The sequence below is a fragment of the Vibrio sp. 10N.261.46.A3 genome, assembly GCF_041472995.1.
In the GTDB taxonomy this organism is placed as follows: Bacteria; Pseudomonadota; Gammaproteobacteria; order Enterobacterales; family Vibrionaceae; genus Vibrio; species Vibrio coralliirubri.
On record NZ_JBFRRH010000064.1, the window covers coordinates 1 to 26,735 of the forward strand.

The following is a 26,735-nucleotide window of genomic DNA, read 5'->3' on the forward strand; positions in this document are numbered from 1 at the left end:
GAAAAGAGTCGGTCATACTTTAAACGCTACAATAAGTGATTACTCATTGATCTGATCTCACCTTCACTTAAAAGTTCCAATTTATAATGATCTTGCCGTGATTGCAGGATAGATATCAATAGCAAATGTGGTTGGCTCTACGCCTGATGTGGTGCGGTGAAACAGTGGCTCATCATAGATATCTCTCAACCTTGCAAGTGCTTTACTCACTGCTGGTTGGCTTATATCCATGCGATTAGCAGCCCTAGATAAGTTCTGCTCTTCATAGATAGCAACAAATATAGGAATTAGATTTAGCTCGGTACTTTTCATACAGTTCCATATTAAAGAAGCAGGTTCCCCATAGTAGAGAACCTGCCGATTATGTTCGATGCGAATGACTAAAGTTTGCTACTTAGTTCTATCTTTTAAGTCTGGCAAGGCTTTAGGGATTTTCAAGCGAGCGGCAATTGAACGAGGTTTACTCTGGCTTGATTTGTCGTCGGGCAAGTTACGTAACCCTTTCCATAAACGAGTGAATACGTTTTTATCTTCACTTCCTTGTTGGAGGGCTTCGCTATCTTCTAGCCAACGCTTTTGCCCATTTGATTTACCATGTTGCGCTTTATTCAGTTCTAACTGAGAGGTTTCGTTTCGCAATTGACGGTAGATAAAGGTTCTTAATGCAGCCCAATTACCTTGCTTGAGTAAACGACGTAATACCAACCAACTTGGTGTTGGGCGATTTGCGTAGTAACGCTTAACGGAAACACTCGACGCAATGCAGACTAATAACGCCAAACCAACGGCAATAAACACCGACATGTAGGCTTTGATGAAAGATTGGACTGTGTGTTTGGCTTCAAACACATCCCCTTTTATCACCACGCTTTCAAGGCGTTGATTTTTGCTGTCCCACCACTGAAATGAAAACTCTGGCAGCGAAAACTCACCACCTTGTTGAATCACATATACCGTCTCTTCAACTCGGCTTGAGCGATAATCACCACGTTCTTGTGTATCATCCAAACGGTTGGGCTGTGGGTAAGCTTGGAACTGCTGAGTGGACTCATTGGTTAGCACGTCTGGCAGCAAGACAGACAGGCTGTCTTTTGCCTCAATCGTGATAGTTCGAGTAATGGCATCGCCAACTTTTAGCTCTTCACTTGAGCGTTGCCATTGCTGCTCTACATCGACTTCTGTCGCCGAAAACCAAGGCGTTTCATTATCGAGTAAACCTGAAGGCAACGAAGCTTCAAATTTAATCGGCTGCGTGTAAAGCGTGCCACCAACGTTTGAACCATCAGGAGCAGAAACTTGGATACGAACCGGAACGGTTGGAATGACAAACTCGCCAGAAGTCATCGGATAAAGCGTCACTTCCCAACGCTGACGTGACCATGTAGTACCACCGACTCTTTCTGTGTAGTTCGTCGCGAGTTGATTACGCTGCTTAGCGATCACGTTAGGGATTTCGATACTGCCAATTCGAGTGCCACCTGTTAACCAGCGCGGTGTCGCCACCTCAATGTTCAGAATGACCTGCTCATTTACGCTGACTTTGGTAGGCATTATTTTGTCGCCCGACTTGGGTTTCTCACCTACCCAAGCGATAAGCTCAACGTCACCACTTTTTTGCAAATCGAAGATATCGGCAGCAGAAGCAACAGCAGGAAAAAACCAACTCAACATAAGAGTCATTGACAACAACCATGGACAGGCTGTGAATCGCGTTCGCTTTGATTGAATCGCTTCAAGCGCTAAATCGTATCGACTCATTGTGCTTGCTCCTGTTTTGGCGTCTGTTCGATAGACGGTGCAGGGTCTCTTAATTGAATTTGAAATTTCGACTTCAAGAAGAACTTAGGATCCGCTTCGACGCGTTTTAACCACTTGTCGGCAAGCTCTTGGCTGCCCAAGATTTCATTGGCGTTAAGCGTTTCCTTGAGCATCAATTCCGCTACCGTTTCTTCTTCAGCACCATCACCCGTTCGCGGCTGATCGTCTTCGAGTTCTAAAGATTCTTCAGGGCCATCTGTGGTTCCAGACTGACTTTCACTGGTTCGGTTAACCTCTTCAACAATCCCACTAAGCACTGCAAGATTGTTCTCCACATCCGTTCTTAGTTCTGGTGAAAGATCCTGTTTCTCGCTTAGTGATTTCAATAAGTCTCGTGCGGCAAGGTATTCACGCTGCCTAGCTAACGCACTCGCTGCATTGTATAAACCAAGGTCAGTTTTGGTTTGCAAGAACGCACTGTGAGCGAGCTTAAAATCACGAGCATAGTAATAAGCCGCGCCCTTTCGCATTGGGTCAGTAAAATGTTTGGCCGCTTGAAGGTATTCTTTCTGATTCAACAAACGTTGACCTTGTTGGTCGGGCGTTAGCCATAAGTCCCACCACCATTGAGCGGTCTTATCCCAAGCCGTAAGCGACTCCACCACAACGGGTTTCTCTGCGGTTAGGTTAACGGTTTTCGCCAAAGTACTTGGTGAATAAATACTGCCTGAAATCACTAGGCCAACGACACACCACTGTACCAACCATCCTTTTCTGAACCACAACAACATGATGATCGCCATTGGAATAAGCAGACCATAGCCCATGTCTTTCCACGGCATAGAGGATTCGCCGTTAAGCTGCATGTTTCTTTCAACCGCTCTGTTCAGTTGTTGGATATCCGAATCATCAACGGTCACCTCAATTACTCGACCACCGGTCTTGTTTGCTAAATTGCGCAATGAATCTAGGTCGACAGGGTTATCGCTCACCACATCGCTATTTCCGGCAGCCAAAATCAGCAACTGATATGGGTTTTCGTTAAAGAAGGTTTCAAAAGCTCGCGTCGTACTTGGATTCACACCATCTGAGACTAAAAGCACTGACGAACCTAACTCACCAGACAGTTGCTGATTTATGAGTGGCAGCGCTTCTTCTGCTGATTTACCTGAAACCGGCATGATGTCAGGTGTAATAGCCGCAAGAAACGGTTCGAATACCTTGCTGTCTTGCGTGACGGGCATCGCCACGTGTGCGCTGCCTGCATAAACCACTAAGCCCGTATTACCGCCTTTGCGAGCGGCCAATAAGTCTCTAATTTTCTGCTTAGATCGTTCCAAGCGACTTGGAGGCAAATCTTTAGCAAGCATAGATTCACTGTTATCAAGCACAACCAACATCGACGCTTTGTCTTCACCAAAAGGCGATGCTTCACGTTGCCATGTTGGGCCCGAGCAGATAATGATGGCGATAGTCACAATCACTACCAATAGCTTCAAAGGTAACTGCTTGCGCCAGCCTGTCTCGCCAATGGTCAATGCATCACGTAAATGTGCCGGTAGAATGTCTTTCCACGTTGGTTTGGTCTCTTCTCTCCAACGAACCCATAACAGGAAAAACATTGGGATAAAGGCCAACAACCACAACGGTCGGATAAAATGAAACTGGGTAAAGAACTGTTGTATCGTGAGAGAATCAGGCATCAGTCTCTCCTTTCAAATTCTTAGCCGAAGAAGCGAGCAGCGATCTTCGGCGTATCGTTGCTAAGCTGAATGCGGTCAAATACATCACAACAACAATCGCCATTAAGTAATGGTGCAGTCCCTGTTTAGGGCGATAAGTGGTACTTTCATATAACTGAGGTTCTAGCTCACCAATCTGAGCGTAGGCTTTGGTAAGTTCGTCGCGGTTAAGCGCTTCAAAGGCTTCGCCACCTGACTCTTGAGCCACACGTTTGATGGTTTCCATATCCAAAGCCACTTCACCAACGGTTTGTGGGTCGCCCATTGCAATAACGTGAATTCGAACGCCCTTAGCCTTAGCGACTTTTGCGGCATCGATAGGTTCAACAAAGCTTCCCGTATCATTACCGTCAGTTAATACGATCACGACTTTCTCTTTTTCGTTGGTATCGACGTTTGAATCTTGAGCGGCAGCACTTTGCTTTTCACTCTGTTCAAACACCTTGATCGCAAGGCCGATTGCATCGCCCAAGTGGGTACTTTGCCCTGCCATCGCGACATCGGTTTGATTAAGCAATTCAAGCCATACATCTTGGTCCGCGGTAAATGGTGTTTGTACAAACGCTGCATCACCAAACAAGATCAAACCGAGTCGGTCTCCTTTTCTGGTTTTCGCAAAGTCGGCTAACACCTCTTTGGTCGCATCTAAACGAGAGATTTTATCGCCTTGTTTAGAGGTAAAATCTTGCTCCGCCATTGAGCCAGACAAATCGACCACCACCATCACATCACGACCCAATTGTTCACGAACCTGTGGCTCTCCGAGAATAGTTGGTTTCGCTAACGCACACACGACCAATACCCAAGTAATAATGAGCGTGGTTCGTTGCCACCAGCTTGGCGTTAACTGGCTTGCACCTTCTGACGGTGCTTCCCCAATCGCTTCAACCAATTCTCGAAAAAATGGCACCTTAATCGCCATTTGCTTAGTTCGATAAGCTGGCACCACAAAGTAGACCAACAACGGCAGAGGCAGCGCGATAAACCATAGCGGGTGCGCAAATTCAAAGCTGGCAGATAAAACATCAAACATTGTCTTGCCCCTCAGCCGTTACCTGTACATTCGGTTTTGTTTGTACATCGAGTTTATGAAGCTTTAACCACATCATCGCGGTTTGAATCACTTCTAAACGCTGTTCAAAGCTCAAACGCACATTAGGGTCAATTAAGCTCTGCATCCATAATTCCGAAACTTCATTGGCAAAGAACGCATTGCTGTTTTCACTGGTGTTAGCACTAACAGGCAGGTAAGCGTTCAAACGGTCCACATAAGCTTGACCAAACAACTTAGCATTGCTGCTGTCTAGGTAGCGAAGCACCACTTTCAGTACCTTGAAGGTTCGTTCGGTTGAGTTCTTGTCTCTTGCATCCAATACCATGAGCTCTTGAAGCGCTTCTTTACGATAACGGTTATTCCACCATCTCTGCGCCAAACGATAAGCCAGATAGATAGCGACCAATAACAGAATAACGCCGAGGATCTTCCAACCAATGGTTTGCGGCATCCAGCTCACACTCTCGGGAATGGCGACATCGTGCAGATCGCGAAGAATATAAGTACTTGGAGGCGTATGTTCAACGGCCATCTAGCGCCCTCCCACCAGCTTTTGCAGCTGTGATATGTGATTGCCCGAGGTGTCTAATTCGATATAAGGAAGGTTTTTCATCGCCATCAATTTAGCAAGCGACTGCTTCTGGAGTGCCGCTTTTTGAGCAAGGCTTTCACTTGCGAGGTTAACCTTAGATTGGCTATCCAGATTAAGTTGAAAGCGACCATCACCCACCACCCAGTTTGCGCTTGCCAAATCTTGAGGTAAAGATTGTTCTAATGGATCGGTGACCATAATGGCTAAGATGTCGTTGTGTTGTTGCAGTTGTTTTAGTCGGTCAAGATGTTGCTCTTGGCAATCTCGCCAATCACTAATAAAGATTAAGGTCGATTGCTTTAATCTCATTCGTTTTATCAGTTCAATCCACTGGCTAAACCCAACACCTTGGCTGTCGCTCACACTGACACCTAAGCTTTGATTGGCTTTGGTAAGATGTTTTAGCTGAGCCAATAAGTCCGATTGAGAACGCTGCGCTTTGGTATGAAAGAGCTTTTGATGTGAGGCTAAAACGAAGCCGACACGGTCACCATCTTTCAGCACTCGCCATCCACACAATGCTGCGACTTCAGCGGCCACAACGGATTTCATGGTATTTTGAGACGCAAAGAACATCGAGCTGCGCTGATCAACACAGATCATCACATTACGGTCTTTCTCTTCGGTATAACTACGAACATGAGGTTTACCTGTTCGCATCGTGACTTTCCAATCAAGGTTACGAATGTCATCACCAAGTTGATAGTGACGTAGCTCCTCGAAATTCAAGCCTCGACCACGGAACAATGAATTGTGTCTACCCGAAAGCACGCTGCCCGCCTTTAGGTGAGGCAGTAGAGAAAACGACTCAGCTTGAGCCTGAATTCGCACTAACCTTGAGTAATCACAATACAGTCGTGGATCAAGGCCTTGCGATTTGGGAGCTTGTGTTGGCTTCGCCATAACGCCCCCTAGTTATCCAATCTCAACATTATCAAGCAGTTCTTCAACCACTCTTTGATGGTCAATACCATCGGCCAATGCATCGTAAGACAACGAGAATCGGTGGCCTAATACGGTCGGCAACATGGCACGCACATCGTCCAACGTGACGTGGTCACGCCCTTGCAACCACGCATAAGCGCGAGCGCATTTATCCAATGAAATAGAAGCACGCGGGCTTGAGCCAATCTCAATCCACTTTGATAGGTTTGATTCTGGGTAACGCTCTGGCTTACGAGTCGCCATCACCAAGGCCACGATGTAGTTCTCAACTAAATCGGAAACGGCAATGTCTGGAAGTTGGCGGCGAGCCTCAAGCACCAACTCAGGTTCAATATGCTCTGGAGTGACTAATTCCGAACTGGTCTCGCTGCCTAACTCTTCGCTACGCACCAGTCGAATAATGTCACGTTCCGCTTCATCTTCTGGATAATCGACCGTCACTTTCATAATGAAACGGTCCATTTGAGCTTCAGGTAGTGGATACGTACCTTCTTGCTCAACTGGGTTTTGCGTAGCGAGCACCATGAATAGATCTGGCAGAATATGAGTTTGACCACCCACCGTAATCGTTCCTTCCGCCATCGCTTCAAGCAGAGCAGCCTGTACTTTTGCAGGCGCACGGTTCACTTCATCGGCTAATACAATGCTGTTGAAAATAGGACCCGGTTGGAAATGCAACTGAGGCTTGCCATCAAGCTCTTGATACACTTCTGTACCCGTCACATCAGATGGCAGTAGGTCTGGCGTAAACTGAATTCGACCAAAACTGGTGTTCAGTAGATTCGCCAGCGATTTTACTGAGCGAGTTTTCGCTGTACCGGGAAGTCCCTCTAAAAGCACATGGCCATTAGTCAATAACCCTATCACCAGAGCCCGAACGACGTGGCTCTGACCGATAACACTTTTCTCTGTTTGTTCAATCAGTTGGTTTATTGCTTGTTGCGCATGGTTCATAGGTCTTCCCTTAATTCAATCTGGCTGCGTACATCCTACTCACAAGCCCCATAACTATTAGTTATAAGCTCGATAGCCAAGCTCACCTCATCGCTTTATTTAAACCTAGCTTTCAATTGGTTAATGGCTTCCGGCGGTGCCACTTTGCTCAATGATGAAATACATTGCTCAAACGCCTTTGGTACGCCCGGTATATGGCTGTTTCGCGCCAACACTTCACACTGGGCATACAGGTGCTGTGGGTTGCGGCTAAATTGGTAAGCCTTATGCAGTGATTTACTTGCCGCAAGCACATCCGATTTTTCCAAAGCCAATCCGTACACATACCAATATTGAGGGTCGGTTTGTGCAGTTTCAGCGGCTTGTTTAAGGTAGTCCGTTGCTTGTTCGTAATCTTTCACACGAAGCAGAGACAGTCCTGTGCTGTATGGCAAAACACTCGATTTAGGCTGAGCTTCAATACCTTGCTTCAAGGTCGACAACGCTTTTGCTTCGTTACCTTGCGCTCGATACAGATCCGCCAAGTTGGCGTAGCTGTTTTCGAAGTAAGGCTCAATCTCGATAGCACCTTGATAGAACTCAATCGCTTTATCGTGCTGACCTAAATCGCGGTAAACGTTGCCTAGGTTAGTACGCCCAAACCCTCTGTCGGCATTAAATTGCTGTATCTCGATGTACTCTTCCAATGCAGGCTTGATTTGGTCTTTCTGCAGAGGATTCATTTCTCCCCAGTAACGCACTAATGCGCCTGCGGTTTCTGAACGAATCGATAATACCGGGTCTTTCAGTAGCGGTTCTAGAATCTGCCAACGGTCAGTGAATGGGAAGCCAGACGAGCCTTGCACCACACCCAAACGGATCATCTCGTCATCGTGTTTCACCGCTCTTGCCAGCGAGATAAGCGTATTCTTACCCGTATTACCGCCCAAACGTTCTAAGCTCGATGCTCGAATGATATTGCTTAAGCTGGAATCCTGAGCCGAATACGCCAACGCATCCTCTGCCCCTCGGTGCCCTATTGAGTCAGCATAAAAGGCCACGGCAAAATGCTGCTGATTACGATACTTAGAATCTGGGAACCATTCGCCGATTTGCTTATCTGCCCACTGGTCGGTTTGATCTTCATGACAGCTAGTGCACACGTTCGGCGTTTTAATGTGTTGGCTAATATCAGGACGTGGGATATGCCAACTGTGGTCACGCCTTGGATCCACCTCCATGTAAGTCGTCTCTGGCATGTGACAAGTGGTACATTGTGATGCTTCGGTATTGGCTTCGTGGAATGTGTGCTTTTCAGGCGTGTATTCCGATGCAATGTGACATTGGCTACACACGGCTTCTTCCGCAATTTTTAGTTCAGCAGTGTGGGGATCGTGGCAGTTAGTACATGTGACGCCTTTTTCAGCCATCACGGATTGAAGGAAAGATCCGTAAACGTAATCTTCATCGTAGATTTGACCATCGTTATGGTAAAGCTCAGGAGTAATTAAGCTCAAGCGATACTTATCAAAGAATGACCCGTTCACGTGGTCACCTGTTTCATTCAACTGAGTACGTCGGCTGTGGCATTGAGCACAGGTTTGAACTTGATTAGTATGGATGATGTCTTTTGGTTGCAGGGTTGAATTACCCTCTTGATAGATCCACTCTTTGACCGACTTCGACAAGTCGCGGTCAAATCCGTAATGCGCCGAGACTGGAGTATCCTTTCCACCATTGGCTTTGGCTTTCTGGTTATTTGCTAACAAGGCCTGTTCAACGTGCTCGCTTGCAGGGCCATGACACGCTTCACAACCGACATTAATCTCCGACCATGTGGTGTTGTAAGTATTACTTGCGCTGTCGTAGTTTTTCTCTAGGTTCGTAGAGTGGCAATCAGCACACATGAAGTTCCAATTTTGACCGCTGTTGGTCCAGTAGAATTCATCAGTGTTGGTCGTATCAGGATAGAGGTGATACCAGCGTTGGCCGCCTTCGCCCTCAGTGCGAGAATCCCAAGCGAAGGGAATTAACTGCACACGGCCGTCTTCAAACTCAACCATATACTGTTGAAGAGGTTCAAAGGCAAAGGTATAGCTGATTTTGAAATTTTTGAATTGGCCGTCTGGCCCTTCGATATTGACCCAGAACTCTTCGCCCTTGCGAAAAAATCGGTTGGGTTTACCGTCATGAGTGACTGTTTGATCGTTGAAATCGCCTAATACCGATTCGTCTGTAGCATGCTTCATCGCCATATCATGATGAGAACCCTCCCACGCTTCGACTTCTGCACTATGACAATCAACACACGCTTCCGAACCGACATACGTGGCTTTAGAACCGATAGGTAAAGCGTCAGAGCTAACGTGTGAAGCTACAGAGTTGGCCTTTGAAATATCAGAGTTGATATTAGGATCTTGCTCGTTGGCATAGGTGCTCAAACTGAACAGCGACAACATAAGTGGAGACAAGATTACGGATAATACTGCGACTCTCTGGTGTTTCAATCCGTTTACCAGTAAGCACAACCATGCAGACATAACATTCCTTGTTTTTATACATCCTCATGCTTAATAAGGTAGACGTAAAAACAACGAATTTACAATTATTTAGTGGCAATGAGCTCCATAGTTGTGACTCGTATTCACGACCGGGATTTACTCATCGATATGCGCATAAAAAAAGAGCTCCTAAGAGCTCTTCAATCTGTTCAGTTTCACTCAAACAATCACTTACTTGTTATGAGATTCCTGAAGTTTTTCCATTACCTGATCCAAACTAAAGCTCGCCGCTTTTTGGCGTGGCGGGTATTCAGCAAAGGTTTCTAGGAACTTGCCTACATACGCTTGTGCTGGAACGAACATATAAGCATGGTCTAACAACCAGTCGTAGTATGTGTTCGATGTAATGTCTGCGTTTTCGTATGGGTCCATACGCAGGTTAAACAGCTTAGGAAGACGTAACGTCACGAACGGTTCAGCCCAAATTTGCATGGTACCCGTTGCACGCTGCTCCATGAACACCGCTTTCCACTGGTTGTAACGAAGCGCCGCTAAATCACCATCATCGGTAAAGTAGAAGATCTCCGAGCGACGGCCTTTCTCTTCTTCACCCGTTAGGTAAGGCAGGAAGTTGTAACCATCTAAGTGAACCTTAAACGTTTTATCACCGGCAGTATGACCTTTGAGTAGTTTCTCTTTGATTTGGTCATCACCAGCAGCGGCAACGAAGGTTGGCATCCAGTCCATATGGTGCATGATTTCGTTGGATACGGTTCCTGGTTCAATCTTACCAGGCCAACGAACCATGGCTGGTACACGGTATGCGCCTTCCCAGTTGGTGTTTTTCTCACCACGGAACGGGGTTGTACCCGCATCAGGCCACGAGTTCATGTGAGGGCCGTTATCCGTTGAGTAGAAAACAATCGTGTTGTCTTTGATTCCCAACTCATCCACTTGCTTCAATAGTTGCCCAACGTGTCGATCGTGCTCAACCATACCATCAGCGTAGTTACCAACACCGGTTACACCTTTACTGTCGGCTTTCACGTGCGTTCTAAAGTGCATACGTGTCGCGTTCCACCACACGAAGAATGGTTTGTCCGCTTTCACTGCGCGATCCATAAAATCAAGTGCCGCGTCTAATGTTTCTTCATCGACCGTTTCCATACGCTTACGCGTTAGTGGACCAGTATCTTCAATCTTGCCATCAGCAAATGATTTGATAACGCCACGAGGGCCAAATTTCTTACGAAACTCTGGGTCAGTTGGATAATCTTCATTTTCTGGTTCTTCTTCAGCATTTAGGTGGTAAAGGTTGCCAAAAAATTCGTCAAACCCGTGTGCTGTTGGAAGGAATTCATCTTTATCGCCAAGGTGGTTTTTACCAAATTGACCTGTCATGTAACCCATAGGTTTCAGCATTTCTGCGATTGTCGCGTCTTCTGCTTGTAAGCCAATGTCTGCGCCCGGCAAGCCTACTTTACTCAAACCTGTTCGTAATACACTTTGTCCCGTAATAAAGGTAGATCGACCCGCAGTACAAGATTGCTCTGCATAGTAATCGGTAAACATCATCCCTTCTTTGGCGATGCTATCAATATTCGGAGTTTTGTAACCCATGAGACCGAAGGTGTATGCACTCACATTGGATTGACCAATATCGTCCCCCCAAATGACCAATATATTTGGCTTTTCTGCCGCAAAAGTGGCGCTGGACGCGGCCATCATTGCTGTACCCAAAATCGCTAATCGACGTTTAGCGCCATATTTCGCTGTCATAGAAACCTCTTCGTAAGTTATTTGCATCCTGCCCTACAACGTATAGTCCATTTTTTACACATGCGCGAGATTCCCTAAGCTATTAATCTTTTTGTCATTTTTATTGAGATACGGATACAGAAATCATCGATAGGGTTTACGCCAACAAACATGATAAGGATCACACATACAAACTAAGGCTTTATTCGAGCCACCCACTGGAACTGATATTAATCAATAGGTTACCTAGACATCATAACGATTGGTTATAAGCACTATAAAAGGACGGAACGGAATTTTGGGAATAACATTTGCTCATCGATGTGTTGTTCTAACGCATTAATCTTAAAAGTGAATCGGAGTCCTTATGGGTACTAAAATTAATAAACTGGCATTAGGTGTTGGCTTATTAGCAGCTTCTTCAGCGGCAACAGCAGCAGAAAAACCAAACATTCTTGCTATCTGGGGTGATGACATTGGTGTATTCAACATCAGTGCATACAACAACGGTATGATGGGTTACGAAACACCTAACATCGACCGTATTGCTAACGAAGGCGCACTATTTACTGACCACTACGGTCAACAATCGTGTACTGCTGGTCGTGCTGCATTCCTAACCGGTCAAGAACCTTTCCGTACAGGTCTACTGACTATCGGTATGCCGGGTTCTGACCACGGTATCCCAGATTGGGCTCCAACGATCGCAGATCTTCTTAAAGAACAAGGCTACATGACAGCTCAGTTCGGTAAGAACCACATGGGTGACCAAGACAAGCACCTTCCAACGAACCACGGTTTTGACCAGTTCTTCGGTAACCTTTACCACTTAAACGCGGAAGAAGAGCCAGAGACATACTACTACCCTAAAGATCCTGAATTCCGTAAGAACTTTGGCCCTCGTGGTGTAATCAAGTCGACTTCTGACGGTAAGATTGAAGATACAGGCCCTATGACGCGTAAGCGTATGGAGCACGCAGATGAGGAGTTCCTAGAAGAATCTCTAGCATTCATGGAAAAAGCAGTGAAAGCTGACAAACCATTCTTCATCTGGCACAACACGACTCGTATGCACGTGTGGACTCGTCTACAAGAGAAATACCAAGGTAAATCTGGTATCAGCATATACGCAGACGGCATGCTAGAGCACGATGACCAAGTGGGTATCCTTCTAGACAAGCTTGATGAGCTTAAGATCGCAGACAACACAATCGTAATCTACTCGACCGATAACGGTGCAGAGACAGTTTCTTGGCCTGATGGCGGCGCAACTTACTTCCACGGTGAGAAAGGTACAACTTACGAAGGCGGTATGCGTGTTCCTCAGCTAGTTCGCTGGCCTGGTACTATCAAACCGGGAACGAAGATCAACGACATCATGAGTCATCAAGACTGGATCCCTACTCTACTAGCAGCCGCTGGTGATGATAAAGTGGTTGAGAAACTTGCGTCTGACAAAGGTGCGACTTACAACGGTAAAAACTGGCGCGTACACCTAGATGGTTACAACTTCCTACCTTACTTCCAAGGTAAAGAAGAGAAAGGCCCTCGTGATAGCATGCTTTACTTCTCTGCAAACGCTGAGCTAAACGCAGTTCGTTGGAATGACTTCAAGATCTCATTCGCTGTAATGGACGGTAACATCACAGATGCTGTACGTTTCCAACCAAACTGGCCTCAAGTCGTTCACCTACGTGCAGACCCATTCGAAAAAGCACCGCATGAATCTGGCATGTACCTACGTTGGATGGCAGACAACATGTGGCTATTCGTACCAGTAGGCGGCAAAGTACAAGAGTTCATGAACACGCTACCTGACTACCCAATGCAGAACAGCCAAGTACTGAACCCTGGTAACTTCAACCAGAATGCATACATGCTTCAAGGTAAACTTAAGCAACTAGAAGCGGCAGCAGCGCAAGCTAAATAAGCCTATCTAGGCGATGCAAACTGTATAGATGTGTATTGCACTAAGATTTATAGCAAATACATAATCTAATACGAAAGCCGTGGTTACTCACTTGAGTGGCCACGGCTTTTTTCGTTTAACATCATTCGCCTTGAATTCAATTGAAAGAACTTCATCCAATTATCACTAAGACCTCCCCATCAACCCCCGCTAGATAACCACTCAAGCGATTTAATTTCCTACCTCTTATCTTGCAACATCACACATGCGCAACTAGGTTTATAAATAACACCTATCATTGGAAAGTGAAATGAGGGTGATATCAGAAGGATTCTGAGTTGCCATACTTGTCAAAACTAGATGGACTAATGTTATGAAAACGCCATATTTAGCAGGAATAAGCATCACTGTCATTGTCGTTTCAGTCGCCTTGCTAGTTTATGACGCGGCCTCTTCGAAAACGCACACTTCATTCGAACACCAAGAAAATCACGCCCATGAAAGCGATCATGATGACTCTCACGCTTCACCACACTCTTCTCATTCACAACACGCACATAAAACCGTGGCTTCAAGCCAACCCATATCTCCGATTCCAAATTCCCCCGAGATAAATCATGAGCTTGCCAAAATTGGTTGGGTGCTATTTAAAGACCCGAATCTTTCTTCTAATCGCAGTGTGAGCTGTGAAAGTTGTCATAGCCTGCAAACCAACGGCGCAGAGGTGATTCCTGTTTCGATTGGCGTAAACGGCGCAGGAATGAGAAATTCACTCACCGTTTTTAACGCAGTCTTTAACTATCGGTTTTTCTGGGATGGCCGAGTAAATAACCTCGACGATCAAATCGATGGCCCGGTGCACAACGTCGATGAAATGGATTCAAACTGGCAACACATTACGGATTATGTGTCTCAATCGGATACTTACATCAATTTATTCCAAGAACAATCGACGCCCATTGACGAAGCTTCAATTAAGGCAGCACTTATTGAATTTATGCAGGGGTTGACGACACCAAACGCCCCTTTCGACCTGTATTTACAAGGTGACAACGCAGCACTGTCTGAAACCGCTAAACGTGGTTGGGAAACCTTTCAAGAAGAAGGCTGCATTCGTTGCCACCAAGGAACCAATATTGGTGGCGGCATGGTGATGCGATTTGGTTACTTTGGGTTGTCGAAAACAGGAGCCGAGCGAAGTGAAGACCAAGGCCGTTTTATGTTTACCGCGCAACCACAAGACAAGCATCTATTTCGTGTTGCTAGCTTAAGAAACGTGGCGATAACCGCGCCCTATTTTCACGACGGACAAACCGCTACTCTAGAGGAAGCCATAAAGATCATGGGTGAAAGCCAACTCGGTAAAACGTTTGAAAAACAGACCATTAACGATATCAAAGTCTTCCTAGAAACCCTAACAGGTAACCGCCCTCAAATGTTATTGGAGTTTGAAAATGAATAAAGTCAGACTCGTCTTTTTGGTGTTTATCTCCCTGTTTGTTGTTTTGATCAGTTTTATCGTATTGACGTATTCAGAGCATGATAAAGTCTCGAAATATGGAGGAGCCATTCGTGAGTTGGGGCATGAGGTTCTGGAGATGCGCGACCACATAACTAACGCTGCGCTCACCGAGATTTCCAATCCTTACCAAATGTCTGCAGATTTAGTCACCCTAGAAAAAGAACTGCAAGCGCTCAGAGATAGCTATCAAGGTGAAAACATACACTCGACCTTCTTTCAACACCTTCCTACACTGGAACTGCTTGATCAATTCCATGATGCGTCTATGTCGAATGTCGATACACTAGACAAGCTCATTGGGCTCAGTGTCGCTCGTCAGTTCATTCTGCAATCCATGACTGAGCGACTCACGAATAGTCAGCCTACAAATAACAATTCTGGCGTAGAATCTGACTTCATCATTCAGAGTGAGCTCCTTGCTAGCGTGTTGTTTTCAAGCGTTAATATTCAACATTCAGGCGTAGATTCAGACTTGGCTAATCTTTCACAGACATTTGTCGAACTTAACCAGCAACATAGCCTTCTTTTATCTCAAGTTCTTGATTTACATAGCACTGAGTATATTGAGCACATAGAACATCAATTTACTGAGCTTCAAGAGCAACTCAAAAGCGTTACCGTTAAGCTGATCCTCACACTTGCGCTACTGACCTTGGTCTTCTCGTTCACCTTATTTATCCTCAGAATCTTCGAACTTAAGAGAAACAACCTCTCTTACCAAGAAGCCGCAGACAAAGCAGAAAGAGCCAGCAAAGCAAAATCTCTCTTTCTCGCGACCATGAGCCACGAGTTACGCACCCCAATGAATGGCGTATTAGGCATCGCTCAGATAATCAAGGAGGATTCACACAGCGAGAATACTCGTAAACACGCCCAAATCATCATCGACTCTGGTCAGCATCTCGTCACCATATTGAATGACATTCTTGATTTTTCTAAGGTCGAACAAGGAAAGATGGAGCTCGAATTAAGCCCCTTCTCGGTTACCGACGTCGTGACACACCTGGATAAAACACTGACGCCTCTTGCAGAAGACAAAGGCCTCGCTTTTATCATTAAAGACAATGTCCCAACCAATCTTCAGCTTATTGGTGATTCAGCACGTACGCGTCAGATACTGTTCAATTTAGCAGGCAATGCAGTCAAATTTACTGAGTCAGGAAAGGTCGAAGTAGAATTCTTGATAGCCCCTACTACTCCACCAAGCGTGAATATTTTAGTGACGGATACGGGTATTGGTATAGCAGAAGACAAGATCGACCATATATTCACGGCATTCGAACAAGCCGAACTATCAACGACTCGTAAGTTTGGCGGAACAGGATTAGGGCTTTCCATTGTGAAACAGTTAGTCGAACTGATGGGCGGCACAATCACAGTGGCTAGCCAGCTTAATTTCGGCACTCGATTTACCATCTCACTTCCTCTTGAAATACATGAAGTCGAAGGAAAAGTCGTCGAAAAAGAGACGCTTAAAGCAAATGATGTACTCGATAACTTGTCGGTATTGTTAGTCGAAGACAACAAAATCAATGCAATGGTAATTAGGAAGTTCTGTGAATCGATCAACTTAACCGTAGAGAACGCCTACGACGGCTTGCAAGCACTCGATAAGCTAGCATCAAATCAATACGACCTCATCATAATGGACAACCACATGCCCAACATGAGTGGTATCGAAGCGATTCAAAAAATCCGCGAAGAACTCAAGCTCACTACCGTTATTTTCGCCTGTACAGCGGACGTATTCAAAGAAGCTCACGATGAATTCATCGTTTCGGGTGCAGATTTCGTTCTCACCAAGCCATTGCAGAAAAACAGCTTACAAAACGCCATCAATGAATTTCATCACCAGTTTGAAGTCAACCGCCATAACTCCGCTAACGCACACAATCTTCCAAACAAGGCAGAAAGCAACGTAACCATATTAACGCGTCATCCTAAGAACAAACTGCCACTCACAGAAGAAGAACTGTCGCGTAGCCAATTCTTAGCCAACGATGAGCTTAAATCAGACGAAAAGCTCAAATGCTTAACTTCTCTCGTTGATGAGCTAGAAAACGAAATCGATGAGTTGATAGAGCTATTTTCAGACGCCAAACAGGATGACCTCTCCAGAACATTAAAGGCGGTTAAAGCGATTGCATCAAGGTATGAAATGAGTGAAGTATTCGAGCTCTCAACCGAGGCTGAAAAGGTAACGGAGAAGCACATCATGCCCGAGGCTGAATTACTTCAGCAACTCATCAATCGCTTGATGGTCAACAGCCATCAAGCAACACGCTTAATACACAAACTCCACCAGCAACGAAAAACGGGGTAAAAGAAGGTGTCATATGATATGGAATGTAAATTTACCTAGCACTGGCCCACATTTATTCTTAGCACTCGGTGCCACCATCATTTTTGTGGTCGACTGTCATGTACCTTTGGGCATTGCCATGGCCGTGCCCTACATTACGATAGTCTTACTCGCAGCCACAACGAAAGATCCACTATCAGCCGTGATGTGGGCTATTGCCTGCACCTTACTTACCTTATTAGGTTACTACTTATCTGGTAGCGGCAGCGAAACCTGGTTCGTCGCCTTCAACCGAGTCATTACCATCTATGCCATTTGGGTGGCGGCAATTATTCCTATTTATATCTCTTTACCTTCTCCTCAAGCCTCACTGGACGTCGATGATGACGTGACAGAGGAAAGTACAAGATCACGCCCTCACTCGCACAGAAACCGTACAATCGACACGTTCAAAAACTAGGCTTTGGTTAAGTTTCGGTGAATTTTTCCAAATCGAGACAAGGTAGCTTGAAATACTGCTTTATGCATGCGAGTGTAATATAACTCACCTAAATAACTGTATGACTATGAAAACATTACAATCCATTGCGCTGCTTTCCACAATTATCGCAGCGCCACAAGTGTTAGCTGACGTAACAATTGAAGTTCCTTCTAGCGCAGATGCTTTAGTCGAAGTCTTAGCTGTTAATGAGGCTAAACCTGATCTCGACGGTGGTTTCTTCTCTTCGAGCAAAACGATCACCGTTCCAGATGGCGTGAACCAAATCGTTTTCAAATATCAACTGGCTTTCAGCCAAGGTAACGACCGCGAGTTTGTCGATAGCGATACCATCATTGCTACTTTTGATGCGACAGACACAGCATTGACGTTTGACATGCCTAAGTTCCGTAACACCAACGAAGCGAAAAAAGGCCTTCAAAACTTAGATTGGAAACTGGTTGATGAAAACCAAAATGCAATCAGTGTTAAGCAAGATAAGCTAATCAAAGATGGCATGCAGATTGGTCGTAAGTACCCGCAAGAAGCGAAGGAATACAACCAAAAAGGCGGCATCGCAGCACTTACAGTAGGTGCGAGCGCGGGCGCAGCGGCTGCTGTAGCACAACCAGTAACGCTTCCAGCAAAGATTGACGGAAATGCAGCAAATACAGCTGAAGAGATGCTCTATTTCTGGTACGAAAAAGCGGATGCTGAAACCAAGCAGAAATTCAAAGACTACGTGAACAAGTAGCTCAATGGTCTTAATTTAAAAATGAAAGAAGCTGGCACACTGACAGCTTCTTTTTGTCTTCATCTAGATGATTTAGGCTTATAGAGATTAAGCAGACTCAGTCGATAACACTTTACCATCCACTTTAGTTGGCCATCCTAGCGCTTTATACTCAGCTGCTAGTAAATGGGCACAGCGGCTAGAAACCCTTGTTTTAATCCAGTCACCAAGTCCCAATACTTTATATTCCAATACAGCCATTTTCATAACAATTCTATTCCGCTCTAATTCAATTTATAAATCTAGAGTGAACATTATAGGTATTCTCTTTTGATGTATGTTCCTAAAAGAACACTGTGCATAATTTTTTCCGTTTGATATTGAAGTTCATACCTTAATATCAGCGACAGGATCTCGCATCATCAAATTCATTGGTGAAATACGCTCATACAAACCCTCAATGTCGGTGATAAACACCTTCCCTCTTTGGATCTTCACTAAGCCCTGTTGCTCTATTCCTTTGAGCACCTCATTCAATCTGGGTCTCGAGATCCCGGTAATGGTACTCAATTGAGTTTGTGAGATATTAATACTCACGGTCGCACCTGCAATATTGTTCTGGCGCGCCGCAAGTTCCAACAAAACGTAAATGGTTTTCTGTTCTTTTTCATGAATGGAGGATAAGTAAGCTTGCATCCAAATAGATTGTGCTCTGGTCCCACTGTGCAGCAGCCATTTGAATACCATGCACTGCTCTTCAGCCAGCGCTAACACTTTCTCGGCGGGAAACAGTACCATAGTGATAGGCTCGACCTCCTCTGCCACAGCGAAGAGGTTGTAGTTGGCATGAATAGTCAAAGCGCCTATCCAATCTCCCCTTCCGATCACACCACCGGATATGCTTTTCATATTTTCGGTAGAAAAGCAGATTCCCGCGGAGCCGCTGAGAATATAGAAAACGCCAGGCAGGTTTTGGAATTTTTGGGTAATTTCGAGGCTATGAACACTCGTTTTGAAAACAGCAATTTCGATTAGGCTATCGATCAATTCTTGCGGCAATTCACATGGCCACTCTATTTGTTCACTGATTGTTGGGTCTAACAACGCTGTATTCCTCCTCCGACAATCGCTAACTCTGTATCTATACAGCGTGGTTACTGTATCTCTACACTCCCTCTAAATGTAGTGCATCACAGCCAAGGTAAGCTGTTTTTTGCTAAATAAGATCATATTCTTTAATAAGTTAAGTTGTTCCTTGGTCTAACAATCGCTTGCAGCCAATATAAAAACGACCAACATATGTCGGTCGTTATAAGGCGCTATGCTTCAGAGTTTTGGCCGTCGAAATCTAAACGACAGATTACTCAGAATTAGTTTTAGTTTTAGTTAAGTAACCTAGAACAAGCTCTCGATATTGCTGCTTCAATGGCGCTTCAATAAAGCTCGCGTCTATCGCATTCAAACTAAACTGCGCTAGCTCCTGGCACGTCATCTCATGAGCTTGGCTCACCGCATTAAAGTTATCCGACATGTAACCACCGAAATAAGCAGGGTCATCCGAGTTAATCGTTACAGCCACGCCCTTTCTCAGCAGCTCGACAATGTTGTGGTCTTCCATCACATTGAATACGCGCAATTTAATATTCGACAGTGGGCACACCGTCAGTGGCATTTTAGTTTCAATCAGTTCTTCGATTAAAGCTTCGTCTGTCATGCACTGCACACCATGATCCACTCGACTCACGCTGAGCATTTCAATCGCATCGACAATGTTCTGAGCCGGCCCTTCTTCTCCTGCATGAGCCACCGTTAAGAAGCCCGCTTGTTTCGCTTGTTGGAATACACGCTTGAACTTCTCGGGTGGGTGTCCTAATTCAGAAGAGTCCAGCCCAACCCCGACGATCTTATCTTTATGCTTCAACACATCAGCGAACGTTTGAATGGCACTCTCTTCAGACAGATGTCGTAAGAAACAAGCGATGATTTGAGAAGAGATACCTAACTGTTTTTGACCACTTTCGAGCGCACGATGAATCCCGTTAATAACAGTTTCAAATGCAATACCACGCTCCGTATGTGTTTGAGGATCAAAGAAAATCTCAGTATGAATAACATTGTCGGCTTTACAGCGCTCTAAATACGCCCAAGTCAAATCATAGAAATCTTGTTCCGTGCGCAATGCATCGGCACCTTGATAATAGATATCCAGAAATGATTGCAAATCATCAAATTCGTATGCGCGTCTTAGTTGTTCTGGGGATGAATAAGGCAGATCAATGCCATTGCGTTGAGCAAGTTGGAAAAGTAACTCAGGTTCGAGCGAGCCTTCAATGTGTAAATGCAACTCTACTTTTGGGAGCCCTTGAATAAATGCGTTCATGTTTCACCTACTATGGATTTTAGGTGTGCACTTACTCTGAATAATAGACAGGATATTTTTGAACGCCATTACAAAGAGTAAGAACACAATTGTGATCTAAACCCTTCGTAATCAGCACTTTGCGGGAGCTGGTAGAGACCCCCAAACCATATCATTGGGGTTATACGAAGCAAACGGTTGCTACTATACAGAGTTCAGTGTGAATTTCACTAATCGTTTCTCGATAAAGCTAATAAATTACTCAGTAGCATTTCAGAATACTCGCCACACCTTATTCAGAACGACATTCTAATATTAGGTTGACACACTTCAGTTATTGCCGCTATTTTGTCTAAAACCACAAAAGACGGTCGATATGAAAAACAACCCATTCGCGAGCTTTGAGGATCTCCTCTCTCACCAAACCAACACTTTGACCGCATGCCAACCCAAAGATTTCGATAGCGCTTTTTTGTTACTGGCAAGAGAAGCGCTCGCTTGGTTTAAGCTCGACAGACTTACCCTATTTCCAAACTCAATGATTCTTCTGGATACAGGAAAAAGTATTTCCGTATCCCAAACAGATACTCCACCGCTTGAAATGGAACGCTTTCTAAAAGGCAATTATCTTGATTACCTTAAGCTTTTACGTTCAAAAGAGTGTTGGCAGTTGTTCCCTGAAGAAACACTAAAGAACCATAAACTCGACCCGTTACGTGTACTTTATGAAGAAGGTGCTCATTGGCATGGGATTGTAAGCCTTTCGTTGTTTGGTCAGCAGTGGGGAGCTATCGGCTTCTCACGGTTCAATCGTTACGATAAGCCAATTGAAGAGGCTGACATGAAGCGAATCAAATTGCTGAGTGATATCTGGCTCTGTTTTTGGCAGCATTCCAAAATGACGCGTAGTGTCACCAGCGATGAAACCAATAATATTAACGAGAGTGAAAAGCTATTATTGCTGACCAAAAGGCAGTGTGCGGTTCTGACTCAATTGGCACAAGGTTATACCGCAAAGCAATGTGCTGAGATCCTCTTTTTAAGCCCTAGAACCATTGAGTCACACAAATACCGCATGTTGGATATTTTGGAACTCGACAACCATACCGAACTGATTCAGTTTGCACTGCGAAATGGCTTTGGCATCGATAATCCATAGCGATATTATTAAAAGATCTGATAGTGACGAATGCTTATAAACACAAAACCCTCAAGCAAATAAAGTTTGAGGGTTTTATTAAAATGACTTTGTTAATTAATATCTTATTCAACTGTTTCAGTTATATCGAGTCACTTCGCCTTCATAGGTAATCTGGTCGTATTCTCGACATCAACAACATATCAATGTACTTACCGCCTTTGAACGTACTGAGTCTTTTTGTGCCTTCTAACTGAAAACCTACACGTTCATACAAAGCAATCGCGGCGTGGTTATCAGCATGAACCTCTAACTCAAGACACACGAGGTTAAGCCAGTTATCCGCCTGATTGATCGCTTCTTGCATTAACGCCTTACCGACCCCTTTACCATGCATATCCGGGTGAATAGCAATACCAAGACCAGCGCTGTGCCTGTCTCTTACCTTGGTGGTCATGAATAAAGTAATGTGACCCACTACTTTGCCGGATACTTCCGCAACCAAAGTGAAATGGTCTGAATGACCAAACAGTCGCTCCACTTGTTCAGAACTAAGATAAGGCTTTTGTGAGGTGTTTTCTGAAACTGAAGGGCGGCGATAAATATCGAAAATATCTTGGCTATCCGTTGCTTCTAAATGTCTAATTTGTATTTCCAAAGCGCTTCCTTATCCTATTATTTCTATCCATAAGCTAATTGTCATATTACGGATAGCAACGGGCACCTACAATCTTTAAAGGTGTAAGTGCCCGAAATAATTAAACAAATAGTAAGACTGAACTTAAACTTTTGCTTTGATGAGTATGTTTAACATAGTACGAATATCAGAATTTATAGTCCACACCCACACTCGCTAATACTTGCTCGGAGTTATAGAAATCGATATTAGAGTCTATGCTTCTTAGACCCAGTAAAGTAATGAACGCCCAATCTTTATAACCCATCAAACCACCAAACTCATACGCTAAAAAAGCACCGTATTCGCTCTCATCACGGGCTTTTCCATAGATTGGGTTCGCTTCATCGTACTGACGATCATGTGCATCCAACGTGACAACAAAACCGTGACGACCAATTTTCTTGGCGTAATTTAATTCAATACCGTAACTATCAAAGCTAAACGCTCCGCCTTCCGCATCAGAGTGGAAATACACCATGGATGGAACGAACACACCCGCTTGGTTAGCTAAGATGAAAGGGTATCCTGCTTTGGCATACACATAGATTCGTTCCCTATTAAGCAGTGCTATCTCTTCAGCAGATAGCCCCAATGAAGTCCCAGACAGCTCATCATCAACGTCGGACTCACCAATCGCGAAATCCGTTCGAAAGCCAGTGCCGCCTATGTTGGTCATTTGCAATCGCCCAACATTACCTTTTAAATCGGTTTCGTTTCGATTAACGCCAACCGCGTAAGGGTCAGACCAAGCCTTACCCGAGACAAGCGTAGGAAGAACAGAAAAATCCAATATGGTGCCACCAGAAAGTTGATATCGATAACCGATCTCAAACGCAATGGTACCTGTTGCAATATCCTCTCGTGTTGTACCCGCATACACTTGGTGAGTCAGCGATTCGCCAAAAGTATATTGAACAGTACCCAAAAATCCGAGTAGCCCTTGGTTTTCACTATCCCCTTCCTGGGTGTTGGTGGCTTGATTAGAATCTTGTTCAGTACTCAAATTACTACTGTCAGAGTAGAAACCGGCTAATACACTGAAGTTACCGCTGAAGCCTTCACTTGGAGCAAGGCCACTGTATGCAGGCATTGAAGCCAATGCAGAAAAGACTACTGGTAAAACAAACCTCATATTCACATCCATTATTTGAATAATTATCAAATAACTATAAGCATCAAAATGGAATTATAACAAGCATTTAACAATATAAATTTATTCGCTTGCCGCAGTCGATATCGTTAACTATTCACTCAAAGACACAACAAATTGATCTATCACGATTGGGCTTTCGTAATACCTCTCGAAAATAACGGACAAAACTCAAAGGAAGACAATATGTTTAATAAATTAATCAAAACCATGTCAGTGCTAGTTGCGACGCTTCTTTTTACGGCTTTTGCTCACGCTGATCACCACGGAATGAAGAAAGACATCGTTGACGTAGCGGCTGAAAACGGCTCTTTCAATACCTTGGTAGCGGCAGTAAAAGCGGCAGGCTTAGTTGAAACATTGAAAGGTGATGGTCCCTTCACTGTGTTTGCGCCAACGGATGAAGCGTTCGCTGCACTACCAGAAGGAACGGTTGATATGCTGTTGAAGCCAGAAAACAAAGACAAGCTGATCGCAGTACTGACCTATCATGTGGTGCCAGGAAAAATAATGGCGTCTGAAGTGATGAAACTGGATAGTGCCGTAACAGTGCAAGGCGAAGCGGTAATGGTAGGGATGGATCACGGTAGCGTCATGATCAATAAAGCCGAGGTCGTGATGGCAGATGTTGAAGCGAGCAATGGTGTCATCCATGTGATCAATGGTGTGTTACTGCCTAAATAGCAAAGACTAACCCAGTCCAAAGGTTCTTAGAGGGTGTGACAGGTTCACACCCTTTTCATGTTTAAATACCAAGTAAAGATAGGTATCAAACTAGCCGAGCCTGCCTTTAGATAAGCAAGAACCCTCATTACATAAACAAGCGTCCGAATATCAGAAAGGCCGCCATCGATACCACCTTCGTGAAGACCACCACCCAGATGCAATCACCAATACTAGAGTGCGTCGCTTTCCCGAGTAGGAACACAAACAGAATCAACCCTAACACCCAGCCCACTGTTGGAATCAATGACACCAAAGCAACGATTACAGCAATAGTAAGAAGGGATTTAAAATCTGCGACCACGAATGACATTTTAGAGGCGATGTACATGCAACATGCGGTGATTAGTGCGTCCATCACAAACGCTAAAGCTTCAATTCCCACTTTTCTTCCTTCACTGATATTAGTTGAAGTGAATATTATCTCTAAAGTGATGATTTTTCTTGAATAAGAGAACAAAAAGCAGGTGAAAACTGTATCAAAAATGAGATTACCGTTCGTCTGAAAGCACAGGTTTATTTGCTCGAGTCTTCTAGGCCTTTGACCAGCGCTCCCGACCGAGTCTGATTTGCTTTTTGATAGGAATCAAAGCCATCTTCGCGTTTACCTCCGAACAAACAAAGAAACGAGTTGATAACGAATGAAAAAAATGAGATGACGACAACAAAGAGAGGAAATAGCCCCGATACCCCAGCATCTAAGGCAAGAACGCCAACAGCGAAGGACAACATCGACACTAATGTATATAGTTTAGATCTACTCACATGACTCATGAACAACACTCCTTGTATTCACTCAATGTTTAGATTAGACAAATTATCTTGCACACAATTTGAACTCATCGACAATATCAATAGATCAGGAAAAGTTATCCTTAATAAGGTTCATTAATATTTCAAACTCGATGTCTGTATCCCTAAGAACACGAGTCCACCGATTCAGCTGCCTTGTCCATCTTCAACTATCTTTTCCATCACGTAATTGGTCAGCTTTACGCCACGCATTTCGACTTCCTGTTCGTTAACCACCTTAAAGCCAAGGTGCTCATAAAAAGGTCTTGCGGTAATACTTACTTCAGAGAAATATCTCGATACGCCACGAACTCGACCCACAGTGAAAACATGTTCCATCAAGGCTTTTCCTACACCTTTCCCTTGGTATTCGTGGTGACAGAAAAAGTGATCAATCAAGCCGTTGGGTTGCAGATCAGTATAACCAACAACGCAACCATCGAGCTCAGCCACAAAGGGTTGTAACCCATTCATACGCTTTTGCCATAATGCAAAGTCAAAGCTACTGGGTGCCCAAGCTTCGACTTGCTGTTGAGAATAATCTCGAACATTGACGTTACGTACGGTATGAAAGAAGATCTCCCACAGTGCTCTATCATCACTCGCTTGATAGTTTCGAATTCTAACCACGACATACTCCTTTTTGTCTTAAATCCTTTCAGAGGTGCAAATAAACAGCTAACTCAGCAAGCTTTATAACCTAACAGCCTCAGCTCTAGAGCAAGATATCAACGATAAAACACAGCGAGCCAGATCGTCACCATATCTTTATCTGTGCCAACAACCTTGTGCTTTTCTCTCGCAGCAATGTTGATGTAATCCCCTTTAGACAAGGTAACAACGCGTCCATCTTCAAACTCGATGACGCCTTGACCTTCAATCACCATTACCCATTCATTCTCATCTTGATCATACCAACCCTCTTCTGGTGAACTGTGTCCATGCGACAATATTCTTTCAATTCGAACACTGTCGTTGGCAATCAGGTCATTGAATATCTCATTGGGTATTGATGAAGGAACATCACTGTAAATGTTTGGCATCAAGCTCTCCTAGCTAGCATTGAATTGATTAACAACTTGGGCCTTAACTGCACTGTAAACCTAAGCAGCGGCACTCTTTTTGAAGTAAAAACGGTAATAGCCCACCAAGTTACTGCAGATAAACAGCGCCTCCATAACAACCGCTGTAGGCGAGCCAACTAAGTAATTGTGAACCAACCAAAAGCTGGTTCCGATGATCATCAATTCTCTTAATCGACGGTCATCTTTATTGAAGGCAGCAAAGGTTTGAAATACGGAGGCAAAGCAACTCAATATGCTGGTCAGCCCCGAATAAGTCACAGCGGTTGCGACCACCGACATCGAGCAGAACAAATATTTAAACTTAGACGAGGTAGAAAATACGCTCGTCAAATAGCGAATCGTGGCAATCGTCATTAAGCTCGCCGCTGTCCATTGTTCGAGAAGGATAAAGTGACTCGAAATAAGAACGCCAGCAAAGAACAGACAAGTGACGATTTTCTTCCTTTCCTTGAATTGGAATGACAGAAGATCAAAACAAATGGCTATCGCGACTAATACTTGAGAAAGATAAAAGGCAGACACGGTGATTCCTTCAATAATACATTACGCCCTAGCCGTCTCTTTTAACTGTCAACAGTCGAA

At 44.5% G+C, this 26,735-nt stretch carries 25 protein-coding genes, 1 pseudogene and 1 riboswitch; of the genes and pseudogenes, 7 read left to right on the forward strand and 19 right to left on the reverse strand.

The window, feature by feature from the left end; genetic code table 11:
- Window positions 1-93 precede the first annotated feature (93 nt).
- From AB4484_RS14940 to AB4484_RS14980, 9 genes and pseudogenes are all read right to left on the reverse strand, one after another.
- Window positions 94-312, reverse strand: a pseudogene (locus AB4484_RS14940) (LysR family transcriptional regulator); the annotation flags it as partial.
- A gap of 78 nt (window positions 313-390) precedes the next feature.
- A complete protein-coding gene (locus tag AB4484_RS14945) occupies window positions 391-1,758 on the reverse strand; it encodes a BatD family protein (protein WP_372078966.1) in 1,368 nt (455 codons plus the stop codon).
- The gene (locus AB4484_RS14950) at window positions 1,755-3,461 is read right to left on the reverse strand and encodes a VWA domain-containing protein (RefSeq protein ID WP_372078969.1); all 1,707 of its coding nucleotides are present in this window, start codon (window positions 3,459-3,461) and stop codon (window positions 1,755-1,757) included. The genes AB4484_RS14945 and AB4484_RS14950 overlap by 4 nt, the downstream gene beginning before the upstream one ends.
- Window positions 3,454-4,533, reverse strand: a complete 1,080-nt coding sequence (locus AB4484_RS14955; RefSeq protein WP_248366876.1) for a VWA domain-containing protein — start codon at window positions 4,531-4,533, stop codon at window positions 3,454-3,456. Before AB4484_RS14955 ends, AB4484_RS14950 begins: the two co-directional genes overlap by 8 nt.
- A complete protein-coding gene (locus AB4484_RS14960) occupies window positions 4,526-5,086 on the reverse strand; it encodes a DUF4381 domain-containing protein (RefSeq protein ID WP_372078972.1) in 561 nt (186 codons plus the stop codon). Before AB4484_RS14960 ends, AB4484_RS14955 begins: the two co-directional genes overlap by 8 nt.
- Window positions 5,087-6,049 carry a DUF58 domain-containing protein gene (locus tag AB4484_RS14965; RefSeq protein ID WP_372078975.1) on the reverse strand — a complete coding sequence of 321 codons (963 nt, stop codon included), beginning with the start codon at window positions 6,047-6,049 and terminating at the stop codon, window positions 5,087-5,089.
- 12 nt (window positions 6,050-6,061) lie between these two features.
- On the reverse strand, window positions 6,062-7,045 hold the full coding sequence (locus AB4484_RS14970; protein ID WP_012600753.1) for a MoxR family ATPase: 984 nt from the start codon (window positions 7,043-7,045) through the stop codon (window positions 6,062-6,064).
- Between the two features lie 95 nt (window positions 7,046-7,140).
- Complete coding sequence (locus AB4484_RS14975) at window positions 7,141-9,564, reverse strand: tetratricopeptide repeat protein (protein WP_372078978.1); 2,424 nt, start codon at window positions 9,562-9,564, stop codon at window positions 7,141-7,143.
- A gap of 192 nt (window positions 9,565-9,756) precedes the next feature.
- Complete coding sequence (locus AB4484_RS14980; RefSeq protein WP_017060009.1) at window positions 9,757-11,304, reverse strand: arylsulfatase; 1,548 nt, start codon at window positions 11,302-11,304, stop codon at window positions 9,757-9,759.
- Between the two features lie 346 nt (window positions 11,305-11,650).
- On the opposite strand from AB4484_RS14980, the gene AB4484_RS14985 reads away from it, so the two are divergent.
- The 5 genes from AB4484_RS14985 to AB4484_RS15005 all read left to right on the forward strand — a co-directional run bounded on the left by AB4484_RS14985 (window position 11,651) and on the right by AB4484_RS15005 (window position 18,248).
- Window positions 11,651-13,213, forward strand: a complete 1,563-nt coding sequence (locus AB4484_RS14985; protein WP_048613337.1) for an arylsulfatase — start codon at window positions 11,651-11,653, stop codon at window positions 13,211-13,213.
- Between the two features lie 352 nt (window positions 13,214-13,565).
- Window positions 13,566-14,654 (forward strand): cytochrome-c peroxidase, encoded by a 1,089-nt coding sequence (locus AB4484_RS14990; RefSeq protein WP_372078981.1) that lies wholly within the window; start codon window positions 13,566-13,568, stop codon window positions 14,652-14,654.
- Window positions 14,647-17,037, forward strand: a complete 2,391-nt coding sequence (locus AB4484_RS14995) for an ATP-binding protein (protein ID WP_372078984.1) — start codon at window positions 14,647-14,649, stop codon at window positions 17,035-17,037. Before AB4484_RS14990 ends, AB4484_RS14995 begins: the two co-directional genes overlap by 8 nt.
- 13 nt (window positions 17,038-17,050) lie before the next feature.
- Window positions 17,051-17,476 (forward strand): hypothetical protein, encoded by a 426-nt coding sequence (locus AB4484_RS15000; RefSeq protein WP_372078987.1) that lies wholly within the window; start codon window positions 17,051-17,053, stop codon window positions 17,474-17,476.
- Between the two features lie 106 nt (window positions 17,477-17,582).
- Window positions 17,583-18,248 carry a DUF2057 family protein gene (locus AB4484_RS15005; protein ID WP_050646096.1) on the forward strand — a complete coding sequence of 222 codons (666 nt, stop codon included), beginning with the start codon at window positions 17,583-17,585 and terminating at the stop codon, window positions 18,246-18,248.
- 87 nt (window positions 18,249-18,335) lie between these two features.
- Here AB4484_RS15005 and AB4484_RS15010 read toward each other — a convergent pair whose 3' ends face one another.
- The 3 genes from AB4484_RS15010 to AB4484_RS15020 form a co-directional block, all read right to left on the reverse strand.
- Window positions 18,336-18,494 (reverse strand): hypothetical protein, encoded by a 159-nt coding sequence (locus tag AB4484_RS15010; protein WP_017070406.1) that lies wholly within the window; start codon window positions 18,492-18,494, stop codon window positions 18,336-18,338.
- Window positions 18,495-18,614: 120 nt separating this feature from the next.
- Entirely contained in the window at window positions 18,615-19,331 is a 717-nt protein-coding gene (locus AB4484_RS15015) for a Crp/Fnr family transcriptional regulator (RefSeq protein ID WP_050712525.1), read from the reverse strand.
- Window positions 19,332-19,587: 256 nt separating this feature from the next.
- Window positions 19,588-20,607 (reverse strand): adenosine deaminase, encoded by a 1,020-nt coding sequence (locus AB4484_RS15020; protein WP_372078991.1) that lies wholly within the window; start codon window positions 20,605-20,607, stop codon window positions 19,588-19,590.
- 88 nt (window positions 20,608-20,695) lie between these two features.
- Window positions 20,696-20,795: riboswitch (purine riboswitch) on the reverse strand.
- A gap of 167 nt (window positions 20,796-20,962) precedes the next feature.
- Between AB4484_RS15020 and AB4484_RS15025 the strand changes: the two genes are divergently transcribed.
- A complete protein-coding gene (locus AB4484_RS15025) occupies window positions 20,963-21,745 on the forward strand; it encodes a response regulator transcription factor (protein ID WP_372078993.1) in 783 nt (260 codons plus the stop codon).
- Between the two features lie 142 nt (window positions 21,746-21,887).
- Here AB4484_RS15025 and AB4484_RS15030 read toward each other — a convergent pair whose 3' ends face one another.
- A complete protein-coding gene (locus tag AB4484_RS15030; protein ID WP_372078996.1) occupies window positions 21,888-22,382 on the reverse strand; it encodes a GNAT family N-acetyltransferase in 495 nt (164 codons plus the stop codon).
- Window positions 22,383-22,548: 166 nt separating this feature from the next.
- Window positions 22,549-23,535, reverse strand: coding sequence for a DUF2860 family protein (locus AB4484_RS15035; RefSeq protein WP_050621586.1), 987 nt, complete (start codon window positions 23,533-23,535; stop codon window positions 22,549-22,551).
- A 204-nt stretch (window positions 23,536-23,739) separates the two neighbouring features.
- On the opposite strand from AB4484_RS15035, the gene AB4484_RS15040 reads away from it, so the two are divergent.
- Entirely contained in the window at window positions 23,740-24,237 is a 498-nt protein-coding gene (locus AB4484_RS15040; RefSeq protein ID WP_050649391.1) for a fasciclin domain-containing protein, read from the forward strand.
- Between the two features lie 127 nt (window positions 24,238-24,364).
- Here AB4484_RS15040 and AB4484_RS15045 read toward each other — a convergent pair whose 3' ends face one another.
- The 5 genes from AB4484_RS15045 to AB4484_RS15065 all read right to left on the reverse strand — a co-directional run bounded on the left by AB4484_RS15045 (window position 24,365) and on the right by AB4484_RS15065 (window position 26,675).
- Window positions 24,365-24,661 (reverse strand): hypothetical protein, encoded by a 297-nt coding sequence (locus AB4484_RS15045; protein WP_017064710.1) that lies wholly within the window; start codon window positions 24,659-24,661, stop codon window positions 24,365-24,367.
- A 131-nt stretch (window positions 24,662-24,792) separates the two neighbouring features.
- Entirely contained in the window at window positions 24,793-25,050 is a 258-nt protein-coding gene (locus AB4484_RS15050; protein WP_372078999.1) for a hypothetical protein, read from the reverse strand.
- Window positions 25,051-25,215: 165 nt separating this feature from the next.
- Window positions 25,216-25,698 (reverse strand): GNAT family N-acetyltransferase, encoded by a 483-nt coding sequence (locus AB4484_RS15055; protein WP_372079002.1) that lies wholly within the window; start codon window positions 25,696-25,698, stop codon window positions 25,216-25,218.
- 98 nt (window positions 25,699-25,796) lie between these two features.
- Entirely contained in the window at window positions 25,797-26,111 is a 315-nt protein-coding gene (locus AB4484_RS15060) for a cupin domain-containing protein (RefSeq protein ID WP_372079006.1), read from the reverse strand.
- A 60-nt stretch (window positions 26,112-26,171) separates the two neighbouring features.
- Entirely contained in the window at window positions 26,172-26,675 is a 504-nt protein-coding gene (locus AB4484_RS15065) for a YgjV family protein (protein ID WP_050653643.1), read from the reverse strand.
- Window positions 26,676-26,735: the final 60 nt, after the last annotated feature.

Bases quoted from the DNA above. Each gene is read 5' to 3' on its own strand.
- AB4484_RS15020 (WP_372078991.1), bottom strand. From the start codon at position 20,607: ATGAACGCATTTATTCAAGGGCTCCCAAAAGTAGAGTTGCATTTACAC.
- AB4484_RS15005 (WP_050646096.1), top strand. From the start codon at position 17,583: ATGAAAACATTACAATCCATTGCGCTGCTTTCCACAATTATCGCAGCG.
- AB4484_RS14980 (WP_017060009.1), bottom strand. From the start codon at position 11,304: ATGACAGCGAAATATGGCGCTAAACGTCGATTAGCGATTTTGGGTACA.
- AB4484_RS14965 (WP_372078975.1), bottom strand. From the start codon at position 6,049: ATGGCGAAGCCAACACAAGCTCCCAAATCGCAAGGCCTTGATCCACGA.
- AB4484_RS15060 (WP_372079006.1), bottom strand. From the start codon at position 26,111: ATGCCAAACATTTACAGTGATGTTCCTTCATCAATACCCAATGAGATA.
- AB4484_RS14950 (WP_372078969.1), bottom strand. From the start codon at position 3,461: ATGCCTGATTCTCTCACGATACAACAGTTCTTTACCCAGTTTCATTTT.
- AB4484_RS14990 (WP_372078981.1), top strand. From the start codon at position 13,566: ATGAAAACGCCATATTTAGCAGGAATAAGCATCACTGTCATTGTCGTT.
- AB4484_RS15040 (WP_050649391.1), top strand. From the start codon at position 23,740: ATGTTTAATAAATTAATCAAAACCATGTCAGTGCTAGTTGCGACGCTT.
- AB4484_RS15035 (WP_050621586.1), bottom strand. From the start codon at position 23,535: ATGAGGTTTGTTTTACCAGTAGTCTTTTCTGCATTGGCTTCAATGCCT.
- AB4484_RS14955 (WP_248366876.1), bottom strand. From the start codon at position 4,533: ATGTTTGATGTTTTATCTGCCAGCTTTGAATTTGCGCACCCGCTATGG.
- AB4484_RS15000 (WP_372078987.1), top strand. From the start codon at position 17,051: ATGATATGGAATGTAAATTTACCTAGCACTGGCCCACATTTATTCTTA.
- AB4484_RS14960 (WP_372078972.1), bottom strand. From the start codon at position 5,086: ATGGCCGTTGAACATACGCCTCCAAGTACTTATATTCTTCGCGATCTG.
- AB4484_RS14945 (WP_372078966.1), bottom strand. From the start codon at position 1,758: ATGAGTCGATACGATTTAGCGCTTGAAGCGATTCAATCAAAGCGAACG.
- AB4484_RS14975 (WP_372078978.1), bottom strand. From the start codon at position 9,564: ATGTCTGCATGGTTGTGCTTACTGGTAAACGGATTGAAACACCAGAGA.
- AB4484_RS15010 (WP_017070406.1), bottom strand. From the start codon at position 18,494: ATGAAAATGGCTGTATTGGAATATAAAGTATTGGGACTTGGTGACTGG.
- AB4484_RS14970 (WP_012600753.1), bottom strand. From the start codon at position 7,045: ATGAACCATGCGCAACAAGCAATAAACCAACTGATTGAACAAACAGAG.
- AB4484_RS15025 (WP_372078993.1), top strand. From the start codon at position 20,963: ATGAAAAACAACCCATTCGCGAGCTTTGAGGATCTCCTCTCTCACCAA.
- AB4484_RS15050 (WP_372078999.1), bottom strand. From the start codon at position 25,050: ATGAGTCATGTGAGTAGATCTAAACTATATACATTAGTGTCGATGTTG.
- AB4484_RS14985 (WP_048613337.1), top strand. From the start codon at position 11,651: ATGGGTACTAAAATTAATAAACTGGCATTAGGTGTTGGCTTATTAGCA.
- AB4484_RS14995 (WP_372078984.1), top strand. From the start codon at position 14,647: ATGAATAAAGTCAGACTCGTCTTTTTGGTGTTTATCTCCCTGTTTGTT.